Origin of the sequence: Microbacterium sp., from assembly GCF_035556355.1 — a bacterium.
In the GTDB taxonomy this organism is placed as follows: Bacteria; Actinomycetota; Actinomycetes; order Actinomycetales; family Microbacteriaceae; genus Microbacterium.
Genome location: NZ_DATMFG010000033.1, coordinates 91,682 through 104,588, shown reverse-complemented (window position 1 = coordinate 104,588; position 12,907 = coordinate 91,682). Strand labels below are relative to the sequence as shown.

At 71.1% G+C, this 12,907-nt stretch carries 14 protein-coding genes; 7 read left to right on the top strand and 7 right to left on the bottom strand.

Annotated features, from left to right (window positions below):
• Positions 1-136: 136 nt before the first annotated feature.
• Positions 137-706 (bottom strand): DUF3027 domain-containing protein, encoded by a 570-nt coding sequence (locus VNR19_RS09465; protein ID WP_325726129.1) that lies wholly within the window; start codon positions 704-706, stop codon positions 137-139.
• Positions 690-1,070, bottom strand: a complete 381-nt coding sequence (locus VNR19_RS09460) for a cold-shock protein (RefSeq protein ID WP_325032560.1) — start codon at positions 1,068-1,070, stop codon at positions 690-692. The genes VNR19_RS09465 and VNR19_RS09460 overlap by 17 nt, the downstream gene beginning before the upstream one ends.
• A gap of 141 nt (positions 1,071-1,211) precedes the next feature.
• Here VNR19_RS09460 and VNR19_RS09455 point away from each other — a divergent pair, with 141 nt between their 5' ends.
• Genes VNR19_RS09455 through VNR19_RS09445 form a run of 3 tightly spaced genes read left to right on the top strand, consistent with a single transcriptional unit; the run spans position 1,212 to position 4,899 of the window.
• The gene (locus VNR19_RS09455; RefSeq protein ID WP_325726127.1) at positions 1,212-1,478 is read left to right on the top strand and encodes a multidrug ABC transporter ATPase; all 267 of its coding nucleotides are present in this window, start codon (positions 1,212-1,214) and stop codon (positions 1,476-1,478) included.
• A complete protein-coding gene (locus tag VNR19_RS09450) occupies positions 1,479-3,185 on the top strand; it encodes a helicase-associated domain-containing protein (RefSeq protein WP_325726125.1) in 1,707 nt (568 codons plus the stop codon).
• A gap of 55 nt (positions 3,186-3,240) precedes the next feature.
• Positions 3,241-4,899, top strand: coding sequence for a DNA repair helicase XPB (locus VNR19_RS09445; protein WP_325726123.1), 1,659 nt, complete (start codon positions 3,241-3,243; stop codon positions 4,897-4,899).
• Here VNR19_RS09445 and VNR19_RS17305 read toward each other — a convergent pair.
• Positions 4,787-5,479, bottom strand: a complete 693-nt coding sequence (locus VNR19_RS17305) for an SRPBCC family protein (RefSeq protein WP_414684140.1) — start codon at positions 5,477-5,479, stop codon at positions 4,787-4,789. The two genes, VNR19_RS09445 and VNR19_RS17305, sit on opposite strands and share 113 nt — an antisense overlap.
• Before the next feature lie 141 nt (positions 5,480-5,620).
• Between VNR19_RS17305 and VNR19_RS09440 the strand changes: the two genes are divergently transcribed.
• Positions 5,621-6,169, top strand: coding sequence for a TetR/AcrR family transcriptional regulator (locus VNR19_RS09440; RefSeq protein ID WP_325726121.1), 549 nt, complete (start codon positions 5,621-5,623; stop codon positions 6,167-6,169).
• A gap of 25 nt (positions 6,170-6,194) precedes the next feature.
• Here VNR19_RS09440 and VNR19_RS09435 read toward each other — a convergent pair whose 3' ends face one another.
• Genes VNR19_RS09435 through folE form a run of 4 tightly spaced genes read right to left on the bottom strand, consistent with a single transcriptional unit; the run spans position 6,195 to position 9,640 of the window.
• A complete protein-coding gene (locus VNR19_RS09435) occupies positions 6,195-6,905 on the bottom strand; it encodes a pyrimidine reductase family protein (RefSeq protein ID WP_325726119.1) in 711 nt (236 codons plus the stop codon).
• Positions 6,902-7,789 (bottom strand): dihydropteroate synthase, encoded by an 888-nt coding sequence (gene folP / locus VNR19_RS09430; protein ID WP_325726137.1) that lies wholly within the window; start codon positions 7,787-7,789, stop codon positions 6,902-6,904. Before folP ends, VNR19_RS09435 begins: the two co-directional genes overlap by 4 nt.
• A gap of 14 nt (positions 7,790-7,803) precedes the next feature.
• Positions 7,804-9,024 (bottom strand): NAD(P)/FAD-dependent oxidoreductase, encoded by a 1,221-nt coding sequence (locus tag VNR19_RS09425; RefSeq protein WP_325726117.1) that lies wholly within the window; start codon positions 9,022-9,024, stop codon positions 7,804-7,806.
• Between the two features lie 22 nt (positions 9,025-9,046).
• Positions 9,047-9,640, bottom strand: a complete 594-nt coding sequence (gene folE, locus VNR19_RS09420; RefSeq protein ID WP_325726115.1) for a GTP cyclohydrolase I — start codon at positions 9,638-9,640, stop codon at positions 9,047-9,049.
• Between the two features lie 85 nt (positions 9,641-9,725).
• Between folE and VNR19_RS09415 the strand changes: the two genes are divergently transcribed.
• The 3 genes from VNR19_RS09415 to VNR19_RS09405 all read left to right on the top strand — a co-directional run bounded on the left by VNR19_RS09415 (position 9,726) and on the right by VNR19_RS09405 (position 12,896).
• Positions 9,726-10,376 carry a helix-turn-helix transcriptional regulator gene (locus VNR19_RS09415; RefSeq protein WP_325726113.1) on the top strand — a complete coding sequence of 217 codons (651 nt, stop codon included), beginning with the start codon at positions 9,726-9,728 and terminating at the stop codon, positions 10,374-10,376.
• Positions 10,377-10,430: 54 nt separating this feature from the next.
• The gene (locus VNR19_RS09410) at positions 10,431-11,123 is read left to right on the top strand and encodes a response regulator transcription factor (RefSeq protein WP_325726111.1); all 693 of its coding nucleotides are present in this window, start codon (positions 10,431-10,433) and stop codon (positions 11,121-11,123) included.
• A gap of 66 nt (positions 11,124-11,189) precedes the next feature.
• The gene (locus VNR19_RS09405; protein WP_325726110.1) at positions 11,190-12,896 is read left to right on the top strand and encodes a sensor histidine kinase; all 1,707 of its coding nucleotides are present in this window, start codon (positions 11,190-11,192) and stop codon (positions 12,894-12,896) included.
• Positions 12,897-12,907 lie beyond the last annotated feature (11 nt).

Sequence of the window (12,907 nt, the reverse complement as noted above, 5' to 3'; positions counted from 1 at the left end):
CGCGGGGTGAGCGCCGCGTTAGCGTGAGACACGAGAACCTCCTGGTTCAGAGCGGATGCGGTAGCAGCTCCACTCTGCCGGGAGGTTCTCGTCACATCAGGGAAGCCAGATCAAACAACCTCCCTGGGCAGTACATCTAGGCCTCGTCGTCGTCGTCCTCATCGGCGTCGTCTGACTCGTCGTCGAGCTCATCCGCCTCGTCGGCGTCGTCGTCCTCGTCGTCCGGCCCGTCCGCGAGTTCGTCGATGTCGACGCCGTCGACGTCGCCCGCGTGCAGGATCGGCGACCCGTCGGTGTCGAAGTCCTCGGCGTCGAGGTCCTCCACGTCGACGAGGACGGCATCGAGGTCCTCCTCCGATTCGTCGTCTCCGGATGCCTCGGCCTGCGCCGCCTGCGCCGCCTGGTACTCGGCCAGGCGCACCGCCCACGGCACCCACTCGGGTGCGAGGAGCGCGTCGTCGCCGGGAAGCAGCTCGACCTCGAGCACGGTCGGCGGGGCGTCGTCGACCTGGGCGAGGCTCACGGTCCAGTACCACCCCGGGTAGCCCGCGAGGCGGTTCTCGAAGCGCAGGGACACCACGCCGTCCTCCGACACCTCGGACCCGGCGGGCTCGCCGATCGTCGACTCGGGCGTCACCTCTCGGAGCGCGGCGAGCGCGAGCTCACGGGCGAGCGATTCGTCCATCGGCTCAGGCGTCGAGCTCATCCGCGACCTTGCGAAGCACGGCGGCGACCTTGCGCGAGTGGGAGCCGCTGGGATAGCGGCCGCGCCGCAGGTCGGCGCCGATGCCGTCGAGCAGCTTGACGAGGTCCTCGACGATGATCGCCATGTCGTCGGCGGGCTTGCGCGAGCGCTTCGCGAGGCTCACGGGGGCCTCGAGGAAGCGTACGGAGAGCGCCTGCGGGCCGCGCTTGCCCTCGGCGACGCCGAACTCGACGCGCTGACCCGCCTTGGGTGAGGCGCCGGCGGGCAGGGCGGTCGCGTGCAGGAAGACGTCCTGGCCGTCATCGCTCGCGATGAAGCCGAACCCCTTCTCGTCGTCGTAGAACCTGACCTTGCCGGTGGGCATGGGAACCTCGCTTGGGGGGACCGCGCGGTGCGCGGGCATGACGGAGACGGGACCTTCCGATCCCGACCACCAGCCTAGATGCTTTCCACGCGCGTCGCCCGCGCGCGTGAGATGATCCGGCGCCGCGATAGTCTTATGCGGATGAGCACACCCTCCCCCCGCGAGGACGTTCCGATCCGACGCATCGACCGCATCCTCTCCTTCATGTCGCTCGGCCTGCTGGTGCTGTCGATCGTGTGCTTCTTCGCGATCATGCTCGGGTCGGCGGCGAACGCCGACTTCTCCATCGGCGTGTGGCCCGTGATCGGCATCGTCGTCTACATCGCCCCGATCCTCGCGTTCCTCCTACTTCTGACCGTGCTCATCATGAGCTTCGTGCGGAGGGCGCGCGCCAACCGAGGAGGCTGAGTGCTCTCCGACGAGCGCGCGCTCGCGACCCGGCTGGCGTCCCTCGACGACGCCAGGCTCGCCGGCACGCTCGCGGCGCGAGGGATCTCGCCGTCGGTCTCGTGGCAGGGGTTCTTCGACGCCGCGGCCGCGCTGCTCGACCCGGCATCCGTCGACCGCGCCCTCATGCGGCTTCCCCGCGAGACGCTGCGCGAGCTCCGCGACGGTCGCGCGACCGGCGAAGACGCCCGCCGCCTCGCCCTCGTCGATGAGACAGGCGCGCCGTTCGCCGCGGTCCGCGAACGGCTCGACGCGGCGGCAGCCGACGACGCGGCGGCCTTCGAGCCCGTAGCGGCTCCTGAGGCGCCGGAGGCGAGCGAAGCGGATGCCGCAGCCGCCGCCGAGCGCGCGTTCACGAACCTCGGGGCGCTCGCCGACGTGCTCCTGGCGAGCTCCGCGATCGCGCTGAGCCGCACCGGGAGCGGAAGCGTGAGCGCGGTGGACCGCCGCCGGCTCATCGAAGCCGGCGCGGTGCTCGACGCCGACGAGCTCGACGATCTCGTGACGGCAGCCGCCGCGGCGGGACTGCTGCACGCCGACGGCCGCGACTGGGTCGTGAGCGAGGCGGGAGAGGCTTGGCTCGAGGCGAGCACGCCCGAGCGGTGGACGACGCTCGTGCGAGGCATCCGGGATTCCCTCCCTCCTGCCCTCCGCACGGCGACGGGCGGTGTATCACCGGTGTCGTCGTGGCCCGGGGCCTTCCCCCTCGATCCGGCGTGGCCCGACCGCGCGGCGAGTCTGCGTCGCGTGATGGTGCGGTTCGGGCTGCTGACGCCGACGGGCGCCGAGCCCGCATGGACCCGCCGGCTGCGCGAGGACGGGCGCGTCGACGCATCCGGCCTCGAGTCCCTGCTGCCGGCCGAGATCGACCGCATCTACCTACAGGCCGACCTCACGGCGATCGCGCCCGGACCCCTCGCCCCGCGCCTCGACCTGCGCCTGCGGCGCATCGCGAAGCGCGAGTCCCGCGCGCAGGCGTCGAGCTACCGCTTCAGCGCCGACTCGATCGGCGCCGGCATGACCGAGGGCGAGTCGGCGGAGTCGATCCGCGAGTTCCTCGCCGGCATCTCGCTCACGGGCATCCCGCAGCCGCTCGAGTACCTCATCGAGAGCACGGCCGCGCGCCACGGTCTCGTGCGGGTCGCGGAGGATGCGGCATCCGGCGGCACCCGTGTGACCTCGACGGATGACTCGATCCTCGACGCCATCGAGATCGACCAGGCACTGCGCCCGCTCGGACTCATCGCCGACGGCGGCGACCTCGTGTCGCGCGTGTCGCGCGACGCCGTGTACTGGGCTCTCGCGGATGCGCGGTATCCCGTCGTGGCGATCGGCGACGACGGGGAGGCCGAGTCGATGCACCGCCGCGCCACCGGTCCGCGCACGGCCGAGACGACTCCCGAGACCCTGTACGCCGGACTCATCTCGACGCTGCGCGCGGGCAGCTCGGCCGACTCGGAGTCGGCGTGGCTGGCGCGCGAGCTCGAGCTCGCCGTGCGGGCGCGCGCGACGGTGGTCGTCGTGGTGCGCATGCCCGACGGCAGCGAGCGCACGTTCACGCTCGAGGCATCCGGTCTCGGCGGCGGCCGCCTGCGCGGGCGCGACCGCGGAGCCGACATCGAGCGCACACTGCCGGTGTCGAGCATCGTGAGCGTCAGCCGCGGCTGACACGAGACCCGCCCCGCGAGGCCCGGTGACGGCCACGCGGGTAGAATGGCTCGTTATGGCTGACGGCCCCCTCATCGTGCAGAGCGACCGGACCGTGCTCCTCGAAGTCGCCCATCCCGATGCCGAGAGCGCGCGTCACGAGCTCGCGATCTTCGCCGAGCTGGAGCGAGCGCCCGAGCACATCCACACCTATCGCATCACACGGCTCGGGCTGTGGAACGCGCGCGCGGCCGGTCACGACGCCGACGACATGCTCGCGACGCTCGACCGGTGGACGAGGTTCCCGGTGCCTCCGTCGGTCGCGATCGACATCCGCGAGACCGTCGGGCGGTACGGCCGCCTCGTGATCGAGCGCGCGGCCGTCGAGGGTCACGGCGACGACGCGCTGATCTTGAGATCGACGGATGCCGCGGTGCTCGCCGAGGTCGCCAAGAACAAGCGCATCCAGCCGCTGCTCATCGCGCACCCGTCCCCCGACGTCTACGTCGTCGACGCGTGGGCGCGCGGTCACATCAAGCAGGAGCTGCTCAAGATCGGCTGGCCCGCGGAAGACCTCGCGGGGTACACGCCGGGCACGCCGCATCCGATCGATCTCGCCGAGAACGGCTGGCACCTGCGCCCCTACCAGCGGCAGGCGGTCGAGACGTTCACGCAGGGCGGGTCGGGCGTCGTCGTCCTCCCGTGCGGCGCGGGCAAGACCCTCGTGGGCGCCGGGGCGATGGCCGAGACGAAGACCACGACGCTCATCCTCGTGACCAACACCGTGAGCGCGCGCCAGTGGCGCGACGAACTGCTCAAGCGCACGACGCTCACACCCGAGGAGATCGGCGAGTACTCCGGCCAGGTGAAGGAGATCAAGCCGGTCACGATCGCGACGTACCAGATCCTCACCGCGAAGCGGAAGGGCGAGTACGCGCACCTCGCGCTGCTCGACGCGCTCGACTGGGGCCTCATCGTGTACGACGAGGTGCACCTGCTGCCGGCGCCCGTGTTCAAGCTCACCGCCGACCTGCAGGCGCGGCGGCGCCTGGGCCTGACGGCGACGCTCGTGCGCGAGGACGGCCGTGAGGGTGACGTCTTCAGCCTCATCGGGCCGAAGCGGTTCGACGCGCCGTGGAAGGAGATCGAGGCGCAGGGATTCATCTCTCCCGCCGTCTGCTACGAGGTGCGCGTCGACCTGCCCGCGGGCGACCGCCTCGAGTACGCCGCCGCTCCCGACGACGAGCGCTACCGGCTCGCGGCGACCGCCGAGGCGAAGATCGGGGTCGTGCGCCGGCTCGTGGAGCGCCACCGGGGCGAGCGGATCCTCGTGATCGGCCAGTACCTCGACCAGATCGACATCCTCGCCGAGGCGCTCGACGCACCGAAGATCACGGGGGCGACGCCCGTCGACGAGCGCGAGCAGCTCTACCAGGCGTTCCGAGAAGGTGAGATCTCGCTGCTCATCGTGTCGAAGGTCGCGAACTTCTCGATCGACCTGCCCGAGGCATCCGTCGCGATCCAGGTCTCCGGGTCGTTCGGCTCGCGTCAGGAGGAGGCGCAGCGGCTCGGTCGCCTGCTGCGTCCGAAGGAGTCGGGCCACACCGCGAGCTTCTACACGCTCATCGCGCGCGACACCGTCGACCAGGACTTCGCGCAGAACCGGCAGCGGTTCCTCGCCGAGCAGGGCTACAGCTACACGATCCTCGACGCCGACGCGCTCGCGGCAGCCTGATCCTCAGCGCACCGTCTCGAGGGTGCACGCCACAAGGGCGCCGAGACAGACCGCGACCGGCAGGACGTACAGCTTCATCTCCACCTCGGGCGGTGCCGCTCAGCGCCTCTCCGCCACGTAGGCTGCGAGGCGATCCAGTCCGGCGGGCCCACGCGACGTTCTCGAAGAAGTCCCGCGTCTGCGTGTCGGCGAATCCGGTGTGGTCGACCGTGACGAGCGTGCCGGCATCGGTCGGCGCGAAGGTCACCTCGATGTGCGTCCGGATCGGCGGCTGCGCCCGCCCGTCCACCGTGGACTCGCCGACGTGGCCGGTCACGAGCCGGCGAGGCCGATCCACCTCGAGGAAAGTGAACACGTCGTGGACGAGGACGGACGGGTTCGCGAAGAAGGTCGCCTCCCACACTCCCCCGATGCGAAGGTCGACCGTGGTGCGCACATGCCCCGCGTCGGGACCGAGCTGCGACAGCCACATGCGTTGCGCTTCAGGATCCGTGTACGCGGTGAACACGTCGTCGGGTGTGGCGGGCACTTCGCGTGACACCCGCAGGCCGATGGTCTGGGACTGGACTGTGTGAGACATCGCCGTGCTCCTCTCAGGGGCGGGATCGCACCTTCGCCGGTCCCGCAGTCGGCGCCGACGGCGCCGACGAGAGGAGAATACTACTTCCGTAGTGAACTGTCACTACTTTCGTAGTAGCTTGGCGACGCCTACAGTGAAGGCGTGGCCACCACCCGCACGCGCGCTCTGGACGCCGCGGTCGCCCTCGTGGGCGAGAGCGGCATCCGTGCCCTCACGCACGCCCGCGTCGACGAGAGGGCGGACCTCCCCAAGGGCTCGACCTCGAACTGGTTCCGCAGTCGCGAGGCCCTCGTCGCGGGAGTCGTCGCGTGGCTCGCCGAGAGGGAGCGCGCCGACTTCGCTGCGACCGAAGCCCCGACGGTGGAGACGCCGGAGCATCTCGTCGATGCGATGACCGGCATGATCACGGTGCAGACCGGCCCGCTCGCCGCTCGCACACGCGCGCGGTACGCGCTCTTCCTGGAGGCCGCCGGCGACGCCCAGCTCCTCGCACCCCTTCTCGAGCAGCGGCGCGTCTTCGTCGAGTGGACGACGGTCCTCCTGGAACGGATCGGCGCCCGCTCGCCGCAGGAGGCGGTGCGCACGCTCATGGCCGCCGCCGAGGGGATCGTCCTGCACCGAGTCACCGTCGATCCGGATGCCGAGATCCGACCCGTGATCGACCGGGCGGTTCGCGCGTGTCTCAACTGACCCTCGACGGATGACCGCGCCGGTTTCACGTCACCGCGTAGCGCAGGAAGACGTAGCCCTCGTCGTCGACGAACGACGAGGCCAGTCGCAGGCGGCGGTCGGCCTCCGGCGCGCCCTGGTCGATGCGCCCCGCGTCGCCTCCGACGATGCGCGGCGCGATCGTGACGCACAGCTCGTCCACGAGCCCCACCTCGAGAAGAGACCCGAACAGGTGCGGGCCACCCTCGCACAGCACCTGCGTCATGCCCCGCGTCGCGAGCGCGGCGAGCGTGAGCGCGAGATCGACGCGCTCCGCGCCGTGCACGAGCACGTCGGCCACCTCATCCAGCGCGCGCCGACGGCGTTCCGGGACGCCTTCGTGCGTCACGACGAACGGCCGCACGACGGCCTTCGCGAAGAACGGATGCTCCGGCTCGATGTCGAGCCGGTGGCTCACGAGCGCGAGCGGCGGGTGCTCGCTCAGACCGCGCTCACGGCGCCACGCGGCATCCGGCCCGGCCATCCGCACGCCTCCGTACCCCTCCGCCCGCACCGTGCCGGCGCCCACCATCACGACGTCGGCCATCGTGCGCAGCACGCTCATCACCGCGCGGTCGGTGTCGCCGCCGAGCGCGCCGCTGCTCCCGTCGAGCGTGACGGCGCCGTCCGCGCTCTCGATGAAGTTCATGCGCACGCGGCGCGTGCTGCGATCGGGCAGCGCGTAGAGCTCGAAGATCTCGTCCCGCGTCGGCGTCATGCGGCCTCCCCGGTGGGCATGTTGTGGCGGAGGAGCACGGGCTCGCACCATCCGGCGATCGCCTCGACCATGCGCACGGCGTCGATCGTCTCGCGCACGTTGTGCGCCCGCACGATCCGCGCGCCGTGCAGCACGCAGTGCACGGCGGCGGCGAGCGACCCGGCGAGCCGGTCCCCGCGGTCACGGCCGAGCGTCTCGCCCACGAAGTCCTTGTTCGACAGAGCGACCAGCAGCGGCGAGCCGAGGGCGGCGAGCTCGCCGAGGCGCCGCGTGAGCTCGAGCGAGTGGAGCGTGTTCTTGTTGAGGTCGTGACCGGGGTCGAGGATGATCCGCTCGTGCGGGATGCCCCGCACTGACGCGAGACCGCGTCGCTCGGTCAGGAATGCCGCGACTTCGGCGACGACGTCGTCGTAGTGCGGATCCGGATGCGGCATCCGAGGCGCCGCGAGGCTGTGCGCGATCACGACGCCCGCCCCGCCTTCGGCGATGACGTCGGCCATCGCGGGGTCGCGGAGACCGGTCGTGTCGTTCACGATGCTCGCACCGGCCGCGATCGCCGCACGTGCGACCTCGGGGTGGAACGTGTCGACGCTCACCGCGACGACCGGCGCGAGCGCGCGCACGACGGGCAGGACGCGCGCGATCTCGTCCTCGATCGGCAGGGGCGGCCCGGGTGCGAACTTCACGCCGCCGACGTCGACGATGTCGGCGCCCGCCTCGGCGGCGGCGAAGCCCGCGGCGATCGCGGCGTCGAGCGCGAACCTCGCCCCGCGGTCGTAGAACGAGTCCGGGGTGCGGTTGACGATCGCCATCACGGCGACGTGCCGTGTGAGGTCGAGCGTCGTGCCGCGCAGGTCGAGCACGCACGGCGCCTCGATCGTCATGGAGGGCGCTGGGGTCACGGAATGAGGCTCTCGAGAGGCGTGTCCGGATCGGCGAGGGCCCCGAGGTCGACGCGCTCGCCCGAACGGATGAGCTTCTGGACGGCCTTGTTCACCTCCCACACGTTGACGTTCATGCCTCCGACGACCCGCCCGTAGTCGACCCAGAACGCGATGAACTCGCGCTTGTCGAGATCTCCTCGGATCACCAGGTCTGCGCTCGCCATGAGAGGCGGGTAGCCCGACAGCTCCATGCCGAGATCGAACTGATCCGTGTAGAAGTACGGGATCGAGTCGTGCGCGGCCGCGATGCCGAGCATGCTCTTCGCCGCGACCGGGCCCGCCTTGCGGGCGTTCTCCCAGTGCTCGCTGCGCAGGTGGCGCTGGATGACGGGGTGATACGCGTTCGCGACATCGCCCGCGGCGTAGACGTCCGGGGCGCTCGTGCGCAGGGCGGGATCCGTGAGTATCCCGTTGTTCACCTCGATGCCGGCCGACTCGGCGAGCTGTGTGTTGGGCACAGCCCCGACGCCGATGAGCACGAGGTCGGCGGGCACCGTCTCGCCGTCGACGACGACCCCTTCGGCGCGATCGGAGCCGACGATACGCTCGACGTTCACCGACGTGCGCAGGTCGACGCCGTGGTCCTCGTGCAGGCGACGGAAGACACCGCCCATCTGCTCCCCCACCGCGAGCGCGAGCGGCACGGCGTCGCGTTCGAGCACCGTCACCTCGTTGCCCAGCGTGCGCGCGGACGCGGCGACCTCCATGCCGATCCAGCCCGATCCGATGAGCACGAGCCGACGACCGCCGTCCTTGAGCGCATCGCGAAGCGTGTCGGAGTCGTCGAGGCGGCGCAGCATGTGCACGCCGGGCAGGTCGGCGCCCTCGATCGGCAGCCGCCGCGGGGACGCGCCGGTCGCCAGCAGCACCGCGTCGTACGCGAGCGACGCGCCGTCGGCGAGCCCGACGCGATGCTCGGCGGGGTCGAGTGTCGTGACCGAGGTCGACGTGCGCACCTCGATGCGCTTCTCGTCCCACCACTCCGACGGGTGCAGGAGGACGGCATCCGTCCCCTCCTTGCCCTGCAGGTAGCCCTTCGACAGGGGCGGCCGCTGGTACGGGGTGTGGGGCTCGTCGGTGATGACGGTGACGTCGCCGTCGAACCCCTCCTTGCGCAGGGTGGCCGCGGCGGTCCCGGCCGCGAGGCCCCCTCCGACGATGACGATGTGGGTCATGGCGTTGCCTCCCGCGACTCGATCATGGACCGGATGCCTCGAACCGGCGCCGCAGTCGGTCGTCGGCCGCCACGGCGCCGCGGAACACGCGCGTCTCTGTGCTGGAGCCTACGGCGTGCACGCCGCGCACGGACATGCACAGGTGCTCCGCGCGCAGCACGACGCCGACACCCGCCGGTTCGAGGTGACGCTCCAGGTGGTCGGCGATCTGCACCGTGAGGCGCTCCTGCACGTGAAGGTCGTGCGCGTACCACTCCACGATGCGGGCGAGCTTCGAGAGCCCGATCAGCCGCGGCCCCGGGACGTAGCCGACGTGGGCGACTCCGCGAAAGGGAAGGAGGTGGTGCTCGCACACAGACGTGAAGGGGATGTCGCGCACGAGCACGAGGTCGTCGTACGCGTCGTCGTTCGGGAACGTCGTCGCCGTGAACTCGCGCGGCGTGATGAGTTCGAGGAGTCCCTCGACGACGCGCCGCGGGGTGTCGGCCAGGTGGTCGCCGCTCACGTCGCGCCCGAAGGCTTCGAGGAGGTCCGCGACGGCGGCCTCCGCGCGATCACGATCGACGGCCATCGCGGCATCGACCGGGTGGAGCCGCAGCGCGCCGGATGATGACATCTCGACCTCCTCGCCCCTTGTCGCCGACAGTAGATCCTCATGGTTGTTTTGTCAAGATTCACATTTTTAGAGTTAGACTCGACGCATGGACCCGCTCGCGCCGAACCGCGTGACCGCGATCGCAGCCCTCGGCGACCCGCTGCGCCGAGACCTCTACCGCGCCGTCGCCGCGGCCGGAAGGCCGGTCAGCCGCGACGAGGCTGCGGTCGCCGTCGGCGTCCCCCGGTCCACCGCCGCGTTCCACCTCGACCGCCTCGCCGAGGCGGGGCTCCTGCGCGTGGAGTACCGCCGGCTGTCGGGCAGGTCCGGCCCGGGGGCGGGACGCCCCGCGAAGCTCTATGCCGCGGCATCCGCCGATGTCATCGGCAGCGTTCCCGAGCGCCACTACGAGTTGGCGGGCGAGCTTCTCGCGTCGGCGATCGAGAGGGCCGAGAACGAGCGGATGCCGGTGCGCGACGCCCTGCGCGCCCAGGCGCACGACACCGGGGCCGCGATCGGCACGGCGGCCGGCGGGCTCGACGAGGCGCTCGCCGCGTGCGGGTACGCACCGGCGGAGGACCATGAGGGCGCCGTCCTGCTCGAGAACTGCCCGTTCCACGCGCTCGCTGCGGCGCACACCGACCTCGTCTGCACGGCGAACCTCGCCCTCCTCGAGGGCGTCGTCGAGGCGACCGAGGCGACCCGCACACCGGTGCTCGCGCCGAGCGCGGGGCGATGCTGCGTCGTGCTGCGCTGACGGCCCGCGCGCGATTTCCAGACAGGGGCCGGAATACGTGGCAATAATGGGCCTATGAGCGCACCTCGCATCCTCGTCGTCGACGATGAGCCCAACATCCGCGATCTCCTCATCACGAGCCTGCGCTTCGCGGGCTACCAGGTGCGTGCGGTGTCCAACGGCGCGCAGACGATCTCGGCGGTCCTCGAAGAGGAGCCCGACCTGATCATCCTCGACGTCATGCTCCCCGACATGAACGGCTTCAGCGTGACCAAGCGCCTGCGCGGGGCCGGCTACACCGCCCCGATCCTCTTCCTCACCGCGAAGGACGAGACGGAGGACAAGATCACCGGTCTCAACGCCGGCGGCGACGACTACGTCACGAAGCCCTTCAGCCTCGACGAGATCGTCGCGCGCATCCAGGCGATCCTGCGGCGCACGATGCAGGCCGACGAGGACTCGGTCATCCGCGCGGGCGAGCTCACGATGGACCAGGACACGCACGACGTGAAGGTCGGCGACGTCTCGATCGACCTCAGCCCCACCGAGTTCAAGCTGCTGCGCTACCTCATGCTCAACCCCAACCGCGTTCTGTCGAAGGCTCAGATCCTCGACCACGTGTGGGAGTACGACTTCAACGGCGACGCGGGCATCGTCGAGAGCTACATCTCCTACCTGCGGCGCAAGATCGATCCGCACTCGAGCGAGCCCCTCATCCAGACCAAGCGCGGGTTCGGCTACATGCTCAAGGCGGGCAAATCCGCGTGAGCGACGAAAGGGACTGACCTGGCGGACAAGACCGACGCGATCACTCGGGGCTGGCGCGGCACCAGCTTGCGCGCGAAGGTCACCGGGGTCACCGTCGCGCTCCTGGCGATCGGCCTGTTCGCAGCCGGCGTCGGCACCCAGGGGTTCCTGCGAGAAGCGCTGCTGGCGAGCCTCAACCAGCAGCTCGAGTCGCTCGCGCCGACCGACGTCGCGAGCGGCCTGATCGACATCGAGGTCGACGGCGGCGAAGTGCGGTTCCGACCGAAACCGGATGCCCCGACGACGCAGTATGTCGTCGCGATCTACGACAGCGAGGGGACGCTTCGGGCGCAAGCCGGCGGCGACGGGCGGCAGACGCCCGTGCTCCCCGAGCCCGTCACGCTGGAGTGGGCCGCGCGGCAGGGGCTCGCCCCCTTCTCCGTCCCGGCCGAGGAGGGCGGCGCGCCCTTCCGCGCGAGCGTCGACACCTACCCGATCGAGGGTGTCGGGAGCCTGTTCACTCAGCTCGTCGCCCTGCCGACGGCGTCCATCAACAGCACGGTCGCGGCGTTCACCGGCATCTACAGCATCCTCGCGCTCATCATCCTCGTCGCGAGCGCCTTCCTCACGCGCTGGCTCGTGACGCTCACCTTCCGAAGTCTCGGCGAGGTCGAGACGACGGCCATGTCGATCGCGCACGGCGACTTCAGCCAGCGCATGACCGACATCGAGCCGACCACGACAGAGGTCGGCAGGCTGAAGACCGCGATCAACGCCATGCTCGACAGGGTCGACGCGGCGATCGAGCACCGCGACGCAACCGTCGAGCAGATGCGGCGGTTCATCGGCGACGCGAGCCACGAGCTGCGCACGCCGCTCGTGACGGTGCGCGGGTATGCCGAGCTCTACCGCATGGGAGCGATCGCGGGCGACGAGGACACCGCCCAGGCGATGGACCGCATCGAGAAGGAGGCCATCCGCATGGGTCTCCTCGTGGAGGACCTCCTGGCGCTCGCGCGCCTCGACGAGCGCCGGGATGTCGTGATCGGGCCGGTGGATCTCCGGACCGTCGCACGCGATGCGGCCCTCGACGTGCGGGCCGCGTCTCCGCAACGGGTCGTCACGGTGCTCGACGGCGCGGCGACGACCGAGCCCGCGACGTCGGCGCCGGTGCAGGAGCAGCCTGAGGAGCCCGCCGCGCGGCGTGCGCCCACGACGTCGGCGATCGCGCGCGCAGGCGCGACGCTCTCCCTCCTGCGGCGCAAGCCGAAGCCGGTGCCCGCCCCCCGGTCGGAGGGCGCGGCCGTGCCGCCCGTTCCCCAGCTCGACTTCGCGCACGCGCCGGCGCACAGCGGGGGCATCGCACCGGTCGTGCTCGGCGATGAGAACCGCATCCGGCAGGTCGTGGCGAACCTGCTCGGCAACGCACGCCGGTTCACGGCCGAGGACTCCCCCATCGAGCTCCGCGTCGGCGTCGACCCCGAGAGCGCCGAGGGCTGGATCGAGGTCATCGACCACGGCGAGGGCGTCCCCGACCAGATCAAGGAGAAGATCTTCCAGCGGTTCTGGCGCGCCGACACCTCCCGCACACGTGAGACCGGCGGCAGCGGCCTGGGCCTGTCGATCGTCGCGTCGATCGTGGAGGCGCTGCACGGCTCCGTCCGCGTGCTCGACACCCCCGGCGGCGGCGCGACGTTCCGCGTCGGGTTTCCGCTCGCACCCGAGCGCGAGGCGGCGGAGCATCTGCACATCCAGACGCAGCCGCTCGAGCGCCTCCCCGAGGAACAGGGCTGACCACTCCTCCC